The organism is Pseudolactococcus insecticola (assembly GCF_011170065.1).
Classification (GTDB): domain Bacteria; phylum Bacillota; class Bacilli; order Lactobacillales; family Streptococcaceae; genus Pseudolactococcus; species Pseudolactococcus insecticola.
Window position 1 is genome coordinate 76,422 of sequence record NZ_BLLH01000001.1, and the last position, 13,604, is coordinate 90,025.

Genomic DNA, 13,604 nt, shown 5'->3' on the forward strand with positions numbered 1-13,604 from the left:
GGACATCAGAAAGGTAAAACTGTGGAACAAAATCAAATTCTTGAAACGATTCGGATGATTGAAGAGGAAAATCTGGATATTCGGACAATTACGATGGGGATTTCTCTCTTGGACTGTATTGACAGCGATATTGACCGAGCTTGTGAGAAGATTTATCAAAAAATCACGACTAAGGCGCGTGATTTGGTCAAAATCGGGAATGAAATCGGTGATGAGCTTGGTATTCCAATCATCAATAAACGGGTTAGTGTGACGCCTATTGCGATTATCGGTGCTGCGACAGATGCGACGGACTACACACCGTTTGCGCTGGCGCTTGACCGCGCTGCGAAAGAAATCGGCATTGACTTTATTGGTGGTTTCACGGCTTTGGCACAAAAAGGCTATCAAAAAGGCGACAAAATCCTCATTGATTCATTGCCTAAGGCGCTTGCTGCGACTGACTTTGTTTGTAGTTCGGTCAATGTTGGCTCAACTAAGACTGGCATCAATATGGATGCTGTCCGTGACATTGGCGAGATTATCGTTGAGGCGGCAAAACTTGACGATATGAGCTGTGCCAAGCTCGTCGTTTTTGCAAATGCTGTCGAAGACAATCCGTTCATGGCGGGCGCTTTTCACGGTGTCGGTGAAGCTGATGTCGTGATTAACGTCGGCGTTTCTGGTCCTGGTGTTGTCAAACGTGCGCTCGAAAAAGTTCGTGGTGAGTCATTTGACGTGGTTGCTGAAGTTGTTAAGAAAACGGCATTCAAAGTCACACGCATGGGACAACTTGTCGGGAAAATGGCGTCTGAGCGCCTTGGCGTCGAGTTTGGTATCGTTGACTTGTCGCTTGCACCAACGCCTGCTGTGGGAGACTCGGTTGCCCGCATCCTTGAGGAGATGGGGCTTGAGATGGTGGGCACGCACGGCACGACAGCTGCGCTTGCACTTCTCAATGACCAAGTCAAAAAAGGTGGCGTCATGGCATGCAACCAAGTCGGCGGCCTGTCAGGCGCTTTCATCCCAGTTTCTGAGGACGAGGGCATGATTGCAGCGGTTAATGCTGGTGTGCTCAATCTTGAAAAACTTGAAGCTATGACTGCTATTTGTAGCGTCGGTCTTGACATGATCGCTGTTCCTGGTGATACACCTGCAAGCACGATTTCAGCGATGATTGCTGATGAGGCGGCTATTGGTGTCATCAACATGAAAACGACGGCTGTTCGTGTGATTCCTAAAGGTAAAGTCGGTGAGCAAATCGAGTTTGGTGGTTTGCTTGGTACAGCGCCTGTGATGGCGGTCCACAAAGAATCGTCAGCAGCCTTTATCGCACGTGGTGGGCATATTCCTGCGCCCATTCATTCGTTTAAAAACTAAGATTAGCCAAGTGAAAGTAGAGAAATCTGCTTTTTTTTGTTAAAATAGAATAAAGAAAACCTTTTCAAAGATGGAGCAAAACAATTATGGTAAATATCTATTTGGTGCGGCATGGCAAGACCATGTTCAATACGATTGGGCGGGCGCAAGGCTGGTCTGATACGCCGCTTACTGCTGATGGTGAACGTGGTGTGACTGAGCTGGGGCTGGGATTTGCGGCGGAAAATATCCAGTTTGACCGCGCCTACTCGTCAGACAGTGGTCGGACGATTCAGACCATGAATTTCATTCTCAAGTACTCTGAAAATGAGGACATTCCCTATCAGATGGATAAACGCATTCGCGAGTGGTGTTTTGGAAGCCTTGACGGTGGTTATGACGGCGAGCTTTTTGATGGTGTTTTGCCACGGACAGACGCCTATAAAGGCAAGTCAGAAGAAGAGCTGACTTACCAGGATATTGCAAATGGTCTGCTTGAGGTGGATACAGCTGGATGGGCTGAGCCTTGGGAAGTGCTGAGTAAGCGGATCTTGGATGGTTTTTTTGACGCCGCAAAAGAAGCTGAAGCGACTGGTGCTGAAAATATTGTCATCGTCAGCCATGGCATGACCATCGCGACATTTATCAAGTTACTTGATCGTAATCAGCCAAAATTTCAATCCCTTGATAATGGTTCTGTGACGCACCTGAGTTATTCTGACGGCAATTTTACCATTGGTGAGATTGGGGATATGCACTACCGCGCGCTTGGACGGGAGATTTTAGATGCCGAGTGATTATTCACAAAAACCACGTCGTAACCGCAGCAAGAAGCCACGTTATGATCGGATTATCTTTGTTTTACTGATTTTGATTGTGCTGATTCTTGGTGGTGTTTTTCTGGGACGGGCACTGACAAAAGATAAGTCTGCACAGGCTACAAAAACAGTGGGGACAAGTCTAACGACGCCTCAAAAAGCAAAGTCGTCAGAAGTCAAATCGTCATCTACCAAGAGTAAAAAAAGTCAAAAAGCAAGTGGGCTGCCTGACAGTAAATCGTCAGACTGGCAGTTGGTTTTGGTTAATCGCACACACATCAAAGAGGAGATGAATCCTGATTTGACGCAGATTGGCAGCATCTATGTTGACTCACGGATTGCGAAAAATGTGACGCAGTTCTTAGCGGCAGCTCAGGCGATTGATCCGTCAGAACACTTGATTTCAGGCTATCGCAGTGTGGCCTATCAGAAGCAGCTTTTTCAGCAGTATGTGGATCAGGAGATTGCGGCGGGCAATGCGACGACGCAGGCTGAGGCGGAAAAAATCGTCAAAACGTATTCGCAGCCGGCTGGTGCGTCTGAGCACGAAACGGGGCTTGCCATAGATATGAGTACGGTGGATAGTCTGAATGAAAGTGACCCGAGTGTCGTTAGTCAGCTTGAAAAAATCGCGCCTGACTATGGCTTTGTATTGCGCTTTCCAAAAGGTAAGAGTGCAAGCACGGGCGTTGACTATGAAGACTGGCACTGGCGCTATGTCGGTGTTGCAAATGCCAAGTATATGACGGCGCACAAGCTGACGCTGGAAGAATATCTGGCGCTGCTTGGCTGAAATAGGTATCGTCGGACAAATAAGGAAAAGACAAAGCTGGTAATTTGTGATAGAATAGCAGTAATAAGTAAGATAATATAGGAGTAACAGTCATGTTTTCAGGAAAACAGCCGACATTTGTCGTCTTGTCGAGCGTCGGTCTGCTGATTTATTCAGCTTGGCAGATGATTAACACTATTTTGCCAAATTTGCAGATTTTCAGGGTCGTCTATGATACGATTGCAAATGCCATCAACGCTTTGCGTTTGCAATCAAGCATCTCAATGACCAATCTGCAGTTTCTGCTCTATGTGGTTGTGCTTGTCGCTTTTATCTTTCTTTTAGCGAAATTTTGGAAGTTTGCGATTTATGCGCTCTTGTTCATCATTTTTATCCTGGTTTGTAACTTCGTTTATTTTGCTTGGGCAAATGGAGCCGCATCAACTGACTGGTTCATCTTTATCGTGATGGTAGTGAGCTCTATCAACGTTTTCCTGACGGCTAAAAGTCGCGGATTTATATAAAAAGTTAAAATTAGCACTCGGAATATACGAGTGCTAATTTTTTTGCGCTTTTTCCTTGACAAGAAAAGCAGAAGGTTATATAATAATAAATGTAGTTAGCAGTCGCTGTGTAAGAGTGCTAATCTCACAAGTCAAATGAGGTGATAAACGTGATAACAAAGCGGCAACAGCAAATTCTCAACCTAATCGTGTCGCTTTACACGCAAAATCACAAGGCGATCGGATCTAAAGCGCTCATGGCCTCAATCAAGGCATCTAGTGCGACAATCAGAAATGACATGAAACATTTGGAAGAGCTTGGCTTCATCCAAAAAGAGCATACGTCATCTGGTCGCGTGCCTAGCGTTACGGGCTATAAGTATTTTGTTGAAAACTTTCTGAAACCAGGTAAACTCGATGAAAATGAGATTTATCAGGTGATGAAAAATTTTGATGGTGAGTTTTATAGGCTTGATGTACTTTATCAGCAAGCGGCGCGGACTTTGGCTGATTTGACAGGTTATTCGGGCTTTGTGCTCAATGTATCCTTAAAAAATCAGGTCTTGTCAAAGTTTGACATTGTGCAGCTTGATAGTCACTCAGCAATGGTCGTGATGACCATGGATACAGGACTTGTCAAGACGACTCAGTTCGTTTTGCCACGGTCAATGACCTTGGATGATCTGACGACCTTTAAATTCATCTCTGATGAGCGTTTGGTCGGCAAAAAAATACTTGACGTGCATTATTCACTTCTGACGGAGATTCCGCAAGTCGCACAAAAATACTTTGTTGTGACGACAGATGTCTTACAGCTATTTGACCATGTGTTTGCTGACTTGTTTGAAGAAAACTTGATTTCAGCGGGGCGTCAAAATCTTCTTGGCTACTCTGATGATGTCGTGTCCTTATACAAGATTTTGATGGACGATAAAGCAATTATTCATGAGATTCGGGATATGGTGTCTGACGATGCGCTGAGAAGTGTCAAGTTTGATTCAGAGTTGACAGAAAATCATCAGATTACAAAAAACATTACTCTGATGACGCAACAGTTTGTCGTGCCTTATCGTGGACTCGGAACGCTTGCGCTCATGGGGCCAGTCGATCTCAACTATCAAAAAGTCGTCTCGACCATGGACTTGATTGCCAAAATCCTGACCATGAAACTGAGTGATTACTACCGTTATCTTGACGGTAACCATTATGAAATGATTTAAGAAAAAGGAGCAAATATGTCTAAGAAAAAAGATAATAATGAAGAAACACTTGAGCAAGAATTGGACCAGGAACTTGAAAACGAGCTTGAAAATGAAGAAGTGCTAGAAGATATTGTCGATGAAGAAATCGATGAACTTGCGCAGCTTCAAGAAAAGCTTGACGACATGGAAAACAATTACTTGCGTGCCAATGCTGAGATGCAAAATATCCAACGTCGCAGCAATGAAGAACGTCAGACCTTGCAAAAATATCGCTCACAAGATTTGGCGAAAAAAATCTTGCCAAGTCTTGACAACTTAGAACGTGCCCTTGCGGTTGAAGGCTTGTCAGATGATGTTAAAAAAGGTCTTGAGATGACGCAGGAAAGCCTGCTTAACGCCCTCAAAGAAGAAGGCGTGACAGAAGTTGAGATTGTGGTCAATGAAACTAAAATGGATCACAACTATCACATGGCGATTCAAACGGTTGAAAGTGATGCAGAAGCTGACACCATCACGCAAGTCTTCCAAAAAGGCTATGTCTTGCATGACCGCATCTTGCGACCTGCTATGGTTGTTGTGGCACAGTAAAAAAACAAAAAATATTGACCGAGATGTCGTTAAACTAATAATATAACTCAAAAAAAGCGCGAAGCGCAAATAAAATAAAAGAAGGTAAAAAATTATGGCTAAAATTATCGGTATTGACTTAGGTACAACAAACTCAGCAGTTGCAGTGCTTGAAGGTGGCGAAGCAAAAATCATTGCTAACCCAGAAGGCAACCGTACGACACCATCAGTTGTGTCATTTAAAAATGGTGAAATCATTGTCGGTGAAGCAGCAAAACGCCAAGCCGTTACAAATCCTGAGACAATCATCTCAATCAAGTCTAAAATGGGAACAGCTGAAAAAGTTGCTGCAAATGGTAAAGAATATACACCGCAAGAAATCTCAGCTATGATTCTCCAATATCTCAAAGGTTTTGCAGAAGATTATCTTGGTGAAAAAGTTGAAAAAGCGGTCATCACAGTTCCTGCTTACTTCAACGACGCACAACGTCAAGCAACAAAAGATGCTGGTAAAATCGCTGGCCTTGAAGTTGAACGTATCGTCAATGAACCAACTGCGGCAGCACTTGCTTATGGTCTTGACAAAACTGACAAAGACGAAAAAATCCTCGTATTTGACCTTGGTGGAGGGACATTTGACGTGTCTATCCTCGAACTTGGCGACGGTGTCTTTGACGTACTTGCAACAGCTGGGGATAACAAACTCGGTGGGGATGACTTTGACCAAAAAATCATCGACTACTTGGTCGCTGAATTTAAAAAAGAAAACGGGATCGACCTTTCAAGCGACAAGATGGCTTTGCAACGTTTGAAAGATGCAGCTGAAAAAGCGAAAAAAGATTTGTCAGGTGTGACATCTACGCAAATCAGCTTGCCATTTATCACAGCTGGTGATGCTGGACCGCTTCATTTAGAGTTGACATTGACACGTGCGAAATTTGACGAAATCACGGCTGATTTGGTTGAACGGACAAAAGGACCAGTTCGTCAAGCGCTTTCTGATGCAGGATTGTCATCTAGCGAAATCGATGAAGTGATTCTTGTTGGTGGTTCAACACGTATCCCTGCTGTTGTTGATGCGGTTAAAAAAGAAACTGCCAAAGAACCTAATAAATCAGTCAACCCTGATGAAGTCGTTGCCATGGGCGCTGCCATCCAAGGTGGTGTCATCACAGGTGACGTCAAAGATGTTGTCTTGCTAGATGTCACACCATTGTCACTTGGTATCGAAACAATGGGTGGTGTCTTCACAAAACTGATTGATCGTAATACGACTATCCCAACATCTAAATCACAAGTCTTCTCAACTGCGGCTGATAATCAACCGGCAGTAGACATTCACGTGCTCCAAGGTGAACGTCCAATGGCTGCTGATAACAAGACTTTGGGTCGTTTCCAACTCTCTGACATCCCAGCTGCACCACGTGGTATCCCACAAATTGAAGTGACATTTGACATTGATAAAAACGGTATCGTATCTGTTAAAGCAAAAGACATGGGCACGCAAAAAGAACAAACCATCGTCATCCAATCAAACTCTGGTCTTTCTGACGAAGAGATTGACAAAATGATGAAAGATGCTGAAGCAAATGCAGATGCAGATGCAAAACGTAAAGAAGAAGTTGACCTCAAAAATGAAGTTGACGCAACGATCTTTGCAACTGAAAAAACAATCAAAGAAACTGAAGGCAAAGGCTTCGACACTGAACGTGACGCAACGCAAGCAGCACTTGATGAGTTGAAAGTAGCGCAAGAAGCTGATAATCTTGAAGAATTGAAAACAAAACTTGACGCATTGAACGAAAAAGCGCAAGCACTTGCAGTCAAACTTTATGAACAAGCAGCAGCTGATCAACAAGCGGCAGCAGGCGCTGAAGGTGCAACTGATGCACCAAAAGACGACAACGTTGTTGATGGTGACTTTGAAGAAGTTAAATAAGTCTTGATAGAAAACAGATTTTTTCGGAAATCTGTTTTTTTATGCTGTCATCAAATTGTCAAATCCAGGGCTTTTCGGGTAATGAGTCAATATGACGAGAGAATGAAAAGAAGATTATGATATAATAAACATATGTCTAAAAAGAGGTATGAAATATGTTAGAAATCAAAACGGTCAGCAAGCGATTTGGTGATAAATTAGCGGTTGACGCATTGGATATGACTGTTGAAAATGGCAGTATCATGGGATTGATTGGGCAAAATGGTGCAGGAAAGACAACAACTTTTCGGATGATTTTGGACTTTATCAAGGCTGATCAAGGTCATATCAGCTGGAATGGTGCTAAAATCACACAAGATGTCAAGCAAAAAATCGGTTTTTTGCCAGAAGAACGGGGTCTTTATCAGAAATTAACGGTCGAAGAACAGGTTCTGTATTTTGCCGAGTTACATGGCATGAAGCGTGGCAATGCAAGGCTTGCGCTCAATCAGTGGATGAAGCGGCTCGAGGTTGTTGGAAACATCACGGACAAAGTACAGACCTTATCAAAAGGCAATGCGCAAAAAATTCAATTCATCTCAACGTTAGTACACCAACCTGAGCTACTGATCCTTGATGAGCCTTTTACTGGTCTTGATCCTGTTAATACAGAGATGCTTATGACGGAAATCAGGCAGTTTCGTACAAACGGTGCTGCAATCATCTTTTCTAGCCATAACATGAGCGGTGTTGAGGCGCTTTCTGACAATCTGACCATGCTCAAAAATGGCAAGACGATTTTACAAGGCAGTGTTGACGGCATTCGTGAAAGTTTTGGACGTACGCAGATTTATCTGGAAACATCTGTTTCTGACGACATTTTACAGGCTTTTGACGGTGTCATATCGCTTGTTCCACAGGGAAAGGGGCGGCTTTTGCACCTATCCGACGAAAGCTTTGGCAGGGATATTTTTCAAAAGCTCTATGAGATGGATGGTGGCTATATGCCTGCTTTTGTGCAGGCACCGCCCACGCTTGACGAGATTTTCCGTAAGGAGGTAGCAAGCCATGACTAATCAGATCAAACTCGTTGCAGCACAGGTTTACCGCACCAGAATCAAAACATTTGGCTTTTGGGCAATGGTGGTGTCGCCTTTGATAGTACCATTTTTGGGGATTTTGATCAGCATGATTGTTGCAACGGCTGATAAAAATGATGATCCTGCCAAACTTGCCGTGGTCAGCCAACCGCAGATTGCCCAAGTTTTGAAAACTGGAAAAGTCCTATCTGATACGACAATTTCACAAGCCACAAGCATTACTCAAGCCAAAAAAAGTCTGAATTCAGGCAAGATTGACGGTTATCTGACGGCTAAAAATGGTGCTTATACCCTGGTTACCGCAGCAAAAACAACGGTGAAATTTGATGAGACGACGTTGCGCAACGTCTTGACGCAAATAGAGCTGTCTGATAGGGCGAAAAAGCTTAATCTGACGGCAAAAAACATTGCAGATTTGCTGCGTCAGGCAACGCTCAGCATGAAAACGCAGTCGGCTCACGGCGAAACCTCAGGTGGCGATGCTAAAAATACCGCTAACCATGTCCTATCTATGGCGATCGGCATCATTATCTTCATGTTTGTATCGCTCTATGTCGGGATGATGTCGCAAGAAATCGCAAACGAAAAGTCCAATCGTATCATGGAAATGCTGCTTGCTGCGACATCAGCAAAGACTCAGTTTCGTGGGAAAATCTATGGTATTTTAGCGCTTGTGCTGACGCAAGTCCTGATTTATCTGATTGCAATTGCGGGAATTATCTTGCTTGCTGGTCAAAATGATACGGTCAAATTAGTGCTTGGCATGGTAAAAGGCATTGATCTGAGCTTTGTCGCAATCGCATTTGTCATGATTGTGACGGGGGTTTTTGGCTATCTCATCTTGTCTGCCATTGTCGCATCACTTGTCAACGATCAAAGTCAGGTCCAGCAGGCCGCACAGCCTGTCATGTATCTGTCCTTGATTGGTTATATTGCAAGCTTTCTCGTTTCCAGTGCACCAGGCAACAAGGCCATCAGCGTGCTGAGTTATGTGCCATTTATCTCGCCCACGCTCATGCCTAGCCGCCTAGCCATCCAGTATGCGACTACCACCCAGGCGCTGATTGCAGTTGTTTTGCAGATTGCGGGTGTGATTGTCGTCTTCATCTTTGGTGAAAAGCTTTACGCGAGAAATGTGTTGAGTTATTCTGATGAAAAAATCATTAGGCAGTTGGTGAAAAATCTAAAAAATCTCAAACGTGGTTAATTTGATATAAGCAAAATCCTCGATTTTTACGTATGTAAAAGTAGGAGGATTTTTTATGTTGCAAGAAAAAATTCGGGAACACATGAAACTCATAGTTGGTGCTGGTATAGTAGTCTTAGTAGTTGTCATTTTCGGTGTGACACATCTGATGGGAGCATCAAGTAATACGCCTGCTTCTGACGCACAGCCACTGGTTGCAGCGCAAAATCTGACAGTTACTGCGTCAGAAAGTTCAGGTAAAACGCAAAGTTCTGATAAGGAAACTACGTCAGACTTTCTGATCGTAGACGTTAAAGGTGCGGTCAAAAATCCTAACGTTTACCAAGTCAAAGCTGGTGCAAGGGTGAATGACGCTATTTTACAGGCAGGTGGGCTGACTGCACAGGCGGACGCAAAGTCGGTCAATCTCGCCCAAAAAGTGACAGATGAAATGGTAGTCTACGTGGCGGCACAAGGCGAAGTCGGACTGGCGCAAGCAAATGTCACATCACCTGCAAATGCGACTGGGACAAGCGCAGGTGCGTCAGAAAAAGTTAATCTGAACACGGCAGATCTGACGCAGCTTCAAACGCTGAGTGGGATTGGCGCTAAAAAAGCGCAGGATATCATTGATTACCGCGAGCAAAACGGTAATTTCAAGGCCATAGAGGACCTGAGCCAAGTGTCAGGTTTCGGGGAGAAGACGCTTGAAAAACTTAAAGAGTCGATTACCGTGGACTAATGTGGCTGTGCGCCCAATCTACATCGCCTATTTTTCGGTACTAGTCTATCTGAGTATCTGGCGTTTTAGCTGGCTAATGGTAGCCTATCTAGGTGTGTCGTTTGTGATATTTATGACGAAAAACACACGGCAAGCAGTTTTGAAACTAGGAATTATTTTGCTGGTTTTCGCAAGTATTTGTACCATATTAAAGAAAAAAGAAGAACGAGATTTTAATAGCGAGCCAACTGTCGCGCAGCTTACACCGATATTAGACACGATTACTGTTAATGGTGATTCGATTGGCTTTCGGGCGAGGTCAGCCGGTAAGACATATCAAGTCTATTATCAGGCACCAACACAAGAGGTGCAGCTTTATTTTAAAAGTCTGAGCTCAAATGTCAATTTGAGCGTGGTTGCGACAACAGAAAAAGCAGCTACCCAACGAAATTTTAATGGTTTTGACTATCAAGCCTATCTTAAAACACAGTCGATTTACAGGGTTGCAACGATTCAATCAATCAAATCCATCACCGCGGGTAAGAATTTTGATTTACATGTGCTGCGACGACGTGCGATTTTGTTTTGTGAAAGTAACTTTCCTAAGCCAATGTCCGCCTATATGACAGGACTATTGTTTGGCTATCTTGGCAAGGATTTTGACGAAATGGGTAGTATTTATACGAGTCTTGGGATTATGCATTTATTTGCCTTGTCGGGCATGCAAGTTTCATTTTTTGTTGATTTTTTGCGAAAACTGCTTTTGCGCTCTGGAGTCAGACGGGATATTGTTGATGGGGTTCAGCTACCCTTTTCTATTTTATATGCTGGTCTGACAGGATTTTCAGTTTCAGTCATGCGTGCCTTGATTCAGAAACTCCTTGCGAATTTCGGCATCAAAAAATTGGATAATTTCAGCCTGACCTTGCTGATCTTGTTTTGTATCATGCCAAAATTTTTGCTGACAACGGGCGGGACTTTATCGATTTTATTTGCCTTTGTCATCTCGATGTTTGGTGACCGGTTTGATCAGCTGCCTAAATATCAGCGTTTGACAGTTGAAAGTCTTGTATTGTCAGTATCTGTTTTACCTATGTTATTACTGTATTTTCATACTTTTCAGCCCATGTCGCTTATCTTGACTTTTATTTTCAGTCTGATTTTTGACATGGTTTTGCTGCCAGGTCTATCACTTATTTTCTTATTGGCAATTCTTACAAATTTCAAGATCACACAGGTTAATATTGGTTTTCAACTACTTGAAAGTCTGATCAAATTGACAGATAACTGGTTACACTATCCTTTGGTGCTGGGCAAACCACAAGCCATTGTATTCCTACTCATGCTTGTTCTGACAGGTTTTCTGATCGATTTTTGGCGGTTTCGAAAATGGCGTTTACTTTTAATGACGCCATTACTCGCCTTATTTTTTATCACTAAAAATCCAGTCACATCGAGCATCACCATGGTTGACATCGGACAGGGTGACAGCATCTTTTTGCAGGACAGGATTAATCGCCATACCATATTGATTGATACAGGTGGGCGTGTATCTTTTGGTAGTGAAGAGGCCTGGCGTGTGAGAAGCAGCACACCAAATGCGTCAAACACCTTGATTCCCTATCTGAAAAGTCAGGGTGTCGGTAGCATTGATACCCTTGTTATTACGCATACCGATGAGGATCATATGGGGGATTTACTTGCTGTGATTGATCAGATTAAGGTCAAAATAATTCTGACGAGTCCGGGTAGTCTGACGAATCCAAATTTTGTCAAGATTCTCAAGCAAACTGGCGCAAAAGTCCAGGTCGCGCAAGTCGGTCAGAAACTGGAAATATTTGATAGCTATTTGGAAGTTCTTTATCCATGGGCGCAAGGCGACGGTAAAAATAACGATTCAATCGTGCTATATGGTAATCTCTATCAGACCAAGTTTCTTTTCACAGGTGATTTGGAAAAAGAAGGCGAGGCAAGTCTACTCACACGCTATCCGAAACTCGACGTCGATGTGCTAAAAGCAGGTCACCACGGCTCGAAAACCTCCTCTTCTGATGCATTTATCAAAGCCATCACACCCAAAATTGGTCTGATTTCCTGTGGTATCAATAATCGCTATAAACACCCCAATGTCGAAACGCTGACAACATTTGACAAGTACAATGTTGTAACTTACAGAACCGACTTACAAGGGGCAATCAGATTTCAAAAACAGGGCAAGTCATGGCATATCGCAACGGTCAAGTAGCAAGTTATCAAACAGATTTAGCCGTCAAAATGTGATATAATGAATAAATAATGACGCTTTAGCCGTCATACACTATGAGTTATATCAAATAGAAATGAGGTCGTCATGCAAGAGTTATCACAAATAACCTTGATTTTAGTTGTCAGTCTGTTTGCGACGATTATTTCAAAACGAATTGGCATCCCTGCGGTTGTCGGACAACTTTTAGTTGGGATTATCCTTGCACCGAGCGTACTTGGTTTGATTCATGAAACACATACGTTGGCATTCTTAGCTGAAGTCGGTGTGATCTTGCTCATGTTTTTGGCAGGGCTTGAAAGTGATCTGAGCTTACTTAGAAAATACTTCAGGCCAAGTCTTGTGATTGCGATTATGGGCGTGATTGTCCCTTTGTTTGCCTACGCTGGCTTAACCTATCTGCTGGGGTATCAGACGCCTGTTGCCATTTTTTATGGCATCGTTTTTGCTGCAACAAGCGTCTCGATCACGGTAGAAGTGCTGCAAGAATACGGCAAGCTATCGTCCAAGGCTGGCACTGTTATACTGGGTGCAGCAGTTGTCGATGACATCTTGGCTGTATTGATTTTGAGCTTTTTCATGAGCTCGCAAGACAGTAGCAGTCATATCGGCACCAAACTTTTGTTACAGGTCGCTTTTTTACTCGCCTTAGCTGTTGTTTATCGTATCATTCCTGTGATTTATCGCTTTGTGGACAAGCTACCTGTCTATGCCAAGTACACATCAGTGAGTCTGCTGATTTGCTTTATGTTGTCGCTCCTCGCCGATTCGGTTGGCATGAGTGCTGTCATAGGTGCTTTTTTTGCAGGTGTTGCCATCGGTCAGACCAAGATGGCTGAAAAGATTGAAACCAACATCAGTACCGTTGCCTACATCTTTTTTATCCCGATTTTCTTTGTGACCATTGCGCTGCCCATCAGTTTTGATGGCATAGTCAAAAATCCGATTTTCATCCTGATTTTAACAGTTTTAGCTATCTTGACGAAACTGATACCGAGCTTTCTAGTCGGGCGTGGTTTCGGATTTAATGCGCGTGAGAGCATGATTATCGGCAGTGGCATGGTGAGTCGTGGGGAGATGGCGCTCATCGTCACACAGATTGGCCTAGCTTCACAGCTGATTGATCGAACAATATATAGCGAACTTGTCGTTGTCATTATTTTATCAACCGTGATTGCACCCTTTTTGATCAAACTAAGCATCGGTAAAAGTTAAT

The 13,604-nt window shown here is 43.4% G+C and carries 12 protein-coding genes; all 12 read left to right on the top strand.

Annotated features, from left to right (window positions below):
• The first annotated feature begins 21 nt into the window (after positions 1 to 21).
• The 12 genes from Hs20B_RS00460 (at position 22) to Hs20B_RS00515 (ending at position 13,603) form a co-directional block, all read left to right on the top strand.
• Entirely contained in the window at positions 22 to 1,359 is a 1,338-nt protein-coding gene (locus Hs20B_RS00460) for a PFL family protein (RefSeq protein ID WP_172354523.1), read from the top strand.
• A gap of 86 nt (positions 1,360 to 1,445) precedes the next feature.
• A complete protein-coding gene (locus Hs20B_RS00465) occupies positions 1,446 to 2,135 on the top strand; it encodes a histidine phosphatase family protein (protein WP_172354525.1) in 690 nt (229 codons plus the stop codon).
• Positions 2,125 to 2,949: a M15 family metallopeptidase gene (locus Hs20B_RS00470; RefSeq protein ID WP_172354527.1), complete on the top strand. Its 825-nt coding sequence runs from the start codon at positions 2,125 to 2,127 to the stop codon at positions 2,947 to 2,949. Before Hs20B_RS00465 ends, Hs20B_RS00470 begins: the two co-directional genes overlap by 11 nt.
• Positions 2,950 to 3,041: 92 nt before the next feature.
• A complete protein-coding gene (locus tag Hs20B_RS00475) occupies positions 3,042 to 3,452 on the top strand; it encodes a hypothetical protein (protein WP_172354529.1) in 411 nt (136 codons plus the stop codon).
• Between the two features lie 149 nt (positions 3,453 to 3,601).
• Complete coding sequence (gene hrcA, locus Hs20B_RS00480; RefSeq protein ID WP_172354531.1) at positions 3,602 to 4,651, top strand: heat-inducible transcriptional repressor HrcA; 1,050 nt, start codon at positions 3,602 to 3,604, stop codon at positions 4,649 to 4,651.
• Positions 4,652 to 4,666: 15 nt separating this feature from the next.
• Positions 4,667 to 5,221, top strand: coding sequence for a nucleotide exchange factor GrpE (grpE, locus tag Hs20B_RS00485; RefSeq protein ID WP_172354533.1), 555 nt, complete (start codon positions 4,667 to 4,669; stop codon positions 5,219 to 5,221).
• Positions 5,222 to 5,315: 94 nt separating this feature from the next.
• Complete coding sequence (gene dnaK, locus Hs20B_RS00490) at positions 5,316 to 7,139, top strand: molecular chaperone DnaK (protein WP_172354535.1); 1,824 nt, start codon at positions 5,316 to 5,318, stop codon at positions 7,137 to 7,139.
• Between the two features lie 155 nt (positions 7,140 to 7,294).
• Positions 7,295 to 8,194 (top strand): ABC transporter ATP-binding protein, encoded by a 900-nt coding sequence (locus Hs20B_RS00495; RefSeq protein ID WP_172354537.1) that lies wholly within the window; start codon positions 7,295 to 7,297, stop codon positions 8,192 to 8,194.
• Entirely contained in the window at positions 8,187 to 9,425 is a 1,239-nt protein-coding gene (locus Hs20B_RS00500) for an ABC transporter permease (RefSeq protein WP_172354539.1), read from the top strand. The genes Hs20B_RS00495 and Hs20B_RS00500 overlap by 8 nt, the downstream gene beginning before the upstream one ends.
• 55 nt (positions 9,426 to 9,480) lie before the next feature.
• Complete coding sequence (locus tag Hs20B_RS00505) at positions 9,481 to 10,146, top strand: helix-hairpin-helix domain-containing protein (protein ID WP_172354541.1); 666 nt, start codon at positions 9,481 to 9,483, stop codon at positions 10,144 to 10,146.
• On the top strand, positions 10,112 to 12,370 hold the full coding sequence (locus Hs20B_RS00510; protein ID WP_228407414.1) for a DNA internalization-related competence protein ComEC/Rec2: 2,259 nt from the start codon (positions 10,112 to 10,114) through the stop codon (positions 12,368 to 12,370). The genes Hs20B_RS00505 and Hs20B_RS00510 overlap by 35 nt, the downstream gene beginning before the upstream one ends.
• A 105-nt stretch (positions 12,371 to 12,475) precedes the next feature.
• On the top strand, positions 12,476 to 13,603 hold the full coding sequence (locus tag Hs20B_RS00515) for a cation:proton antiporter (protein ID WP_172354543.1): 1,128 nt from the start codon (positions 12,476 to 12,478) through the stop codon (positions 13,601 to 13,603).
• The last annotated feature ends 1 nt before the right edge of the window (position 13,604 follow it).

Excerpts from the sequence above, each read along its gene's own strand:
- Hs20B_RS00500 (WP_172354539.1), top strand. The coding sequence starts at position 8,187 with ATGACTAATCAGATCAAACTCGTTGCAGCACAGGTTTACCGCACCAGA.
- grpE (WP_172354533.1), top strand. The coding sequence starts at position 4,667 with ATGTCTAAGAAAAAAGATAATAATGAAGAAACACTTGAGCAAGAATTG.
- dnaK (WP_172354535.1), top strand. The coding sequence starts at position 5,316 with ATGGCTAAAATTATCGGTATTGACTTAGGTACAACAAACTCAGCAGTT.
- Hs20B_RS00470 (WP_172354527.1), top strand. The coding sequence starts at position 2,125 with ATGCCGAGTGATTATTCACAAAAACCACGTCGTAACCGCAGCAAGAAG.
- Hs20B_RS00515 (WP_172354543.1), top strand. The coding sequence starts at position 12,476 with ATGCAAGAGTTATCACAAATAACCTTGATTTTAGTTGTCAGTCTGTTT.
- Hs20B_RS00465 (WP_172354525.1), top strand. The coding sequence starts at position 1,446 with ATGGTAAATATCTATTTGGTGCGGCATGGCAAGACCATGTTCAATACG.
- Hs20B_RS00475 (WP_172354529.1), top strand. The coding sequence starts at position 3,042 with ATGTTTTCAGGAAAACAGCCGACATTTGTCGTCTTGTCGAGCGTCGGT.
- Hs20B_RS00505 (WP_172354541.1), top strand. The coding sequence starts at position 9,481 with ATGTTGCAAGAAAAAATTCGGGAACACATGAAACTCATAGTTGGTGCT.
- Hs20B_RS00495 (WP_172354537.1), top strand. The coding sequence starts at position 7,295 with ATGTTAGAAATCAAAACGGTCAGCAAGCGATTTGGTGATAAATTAGCG.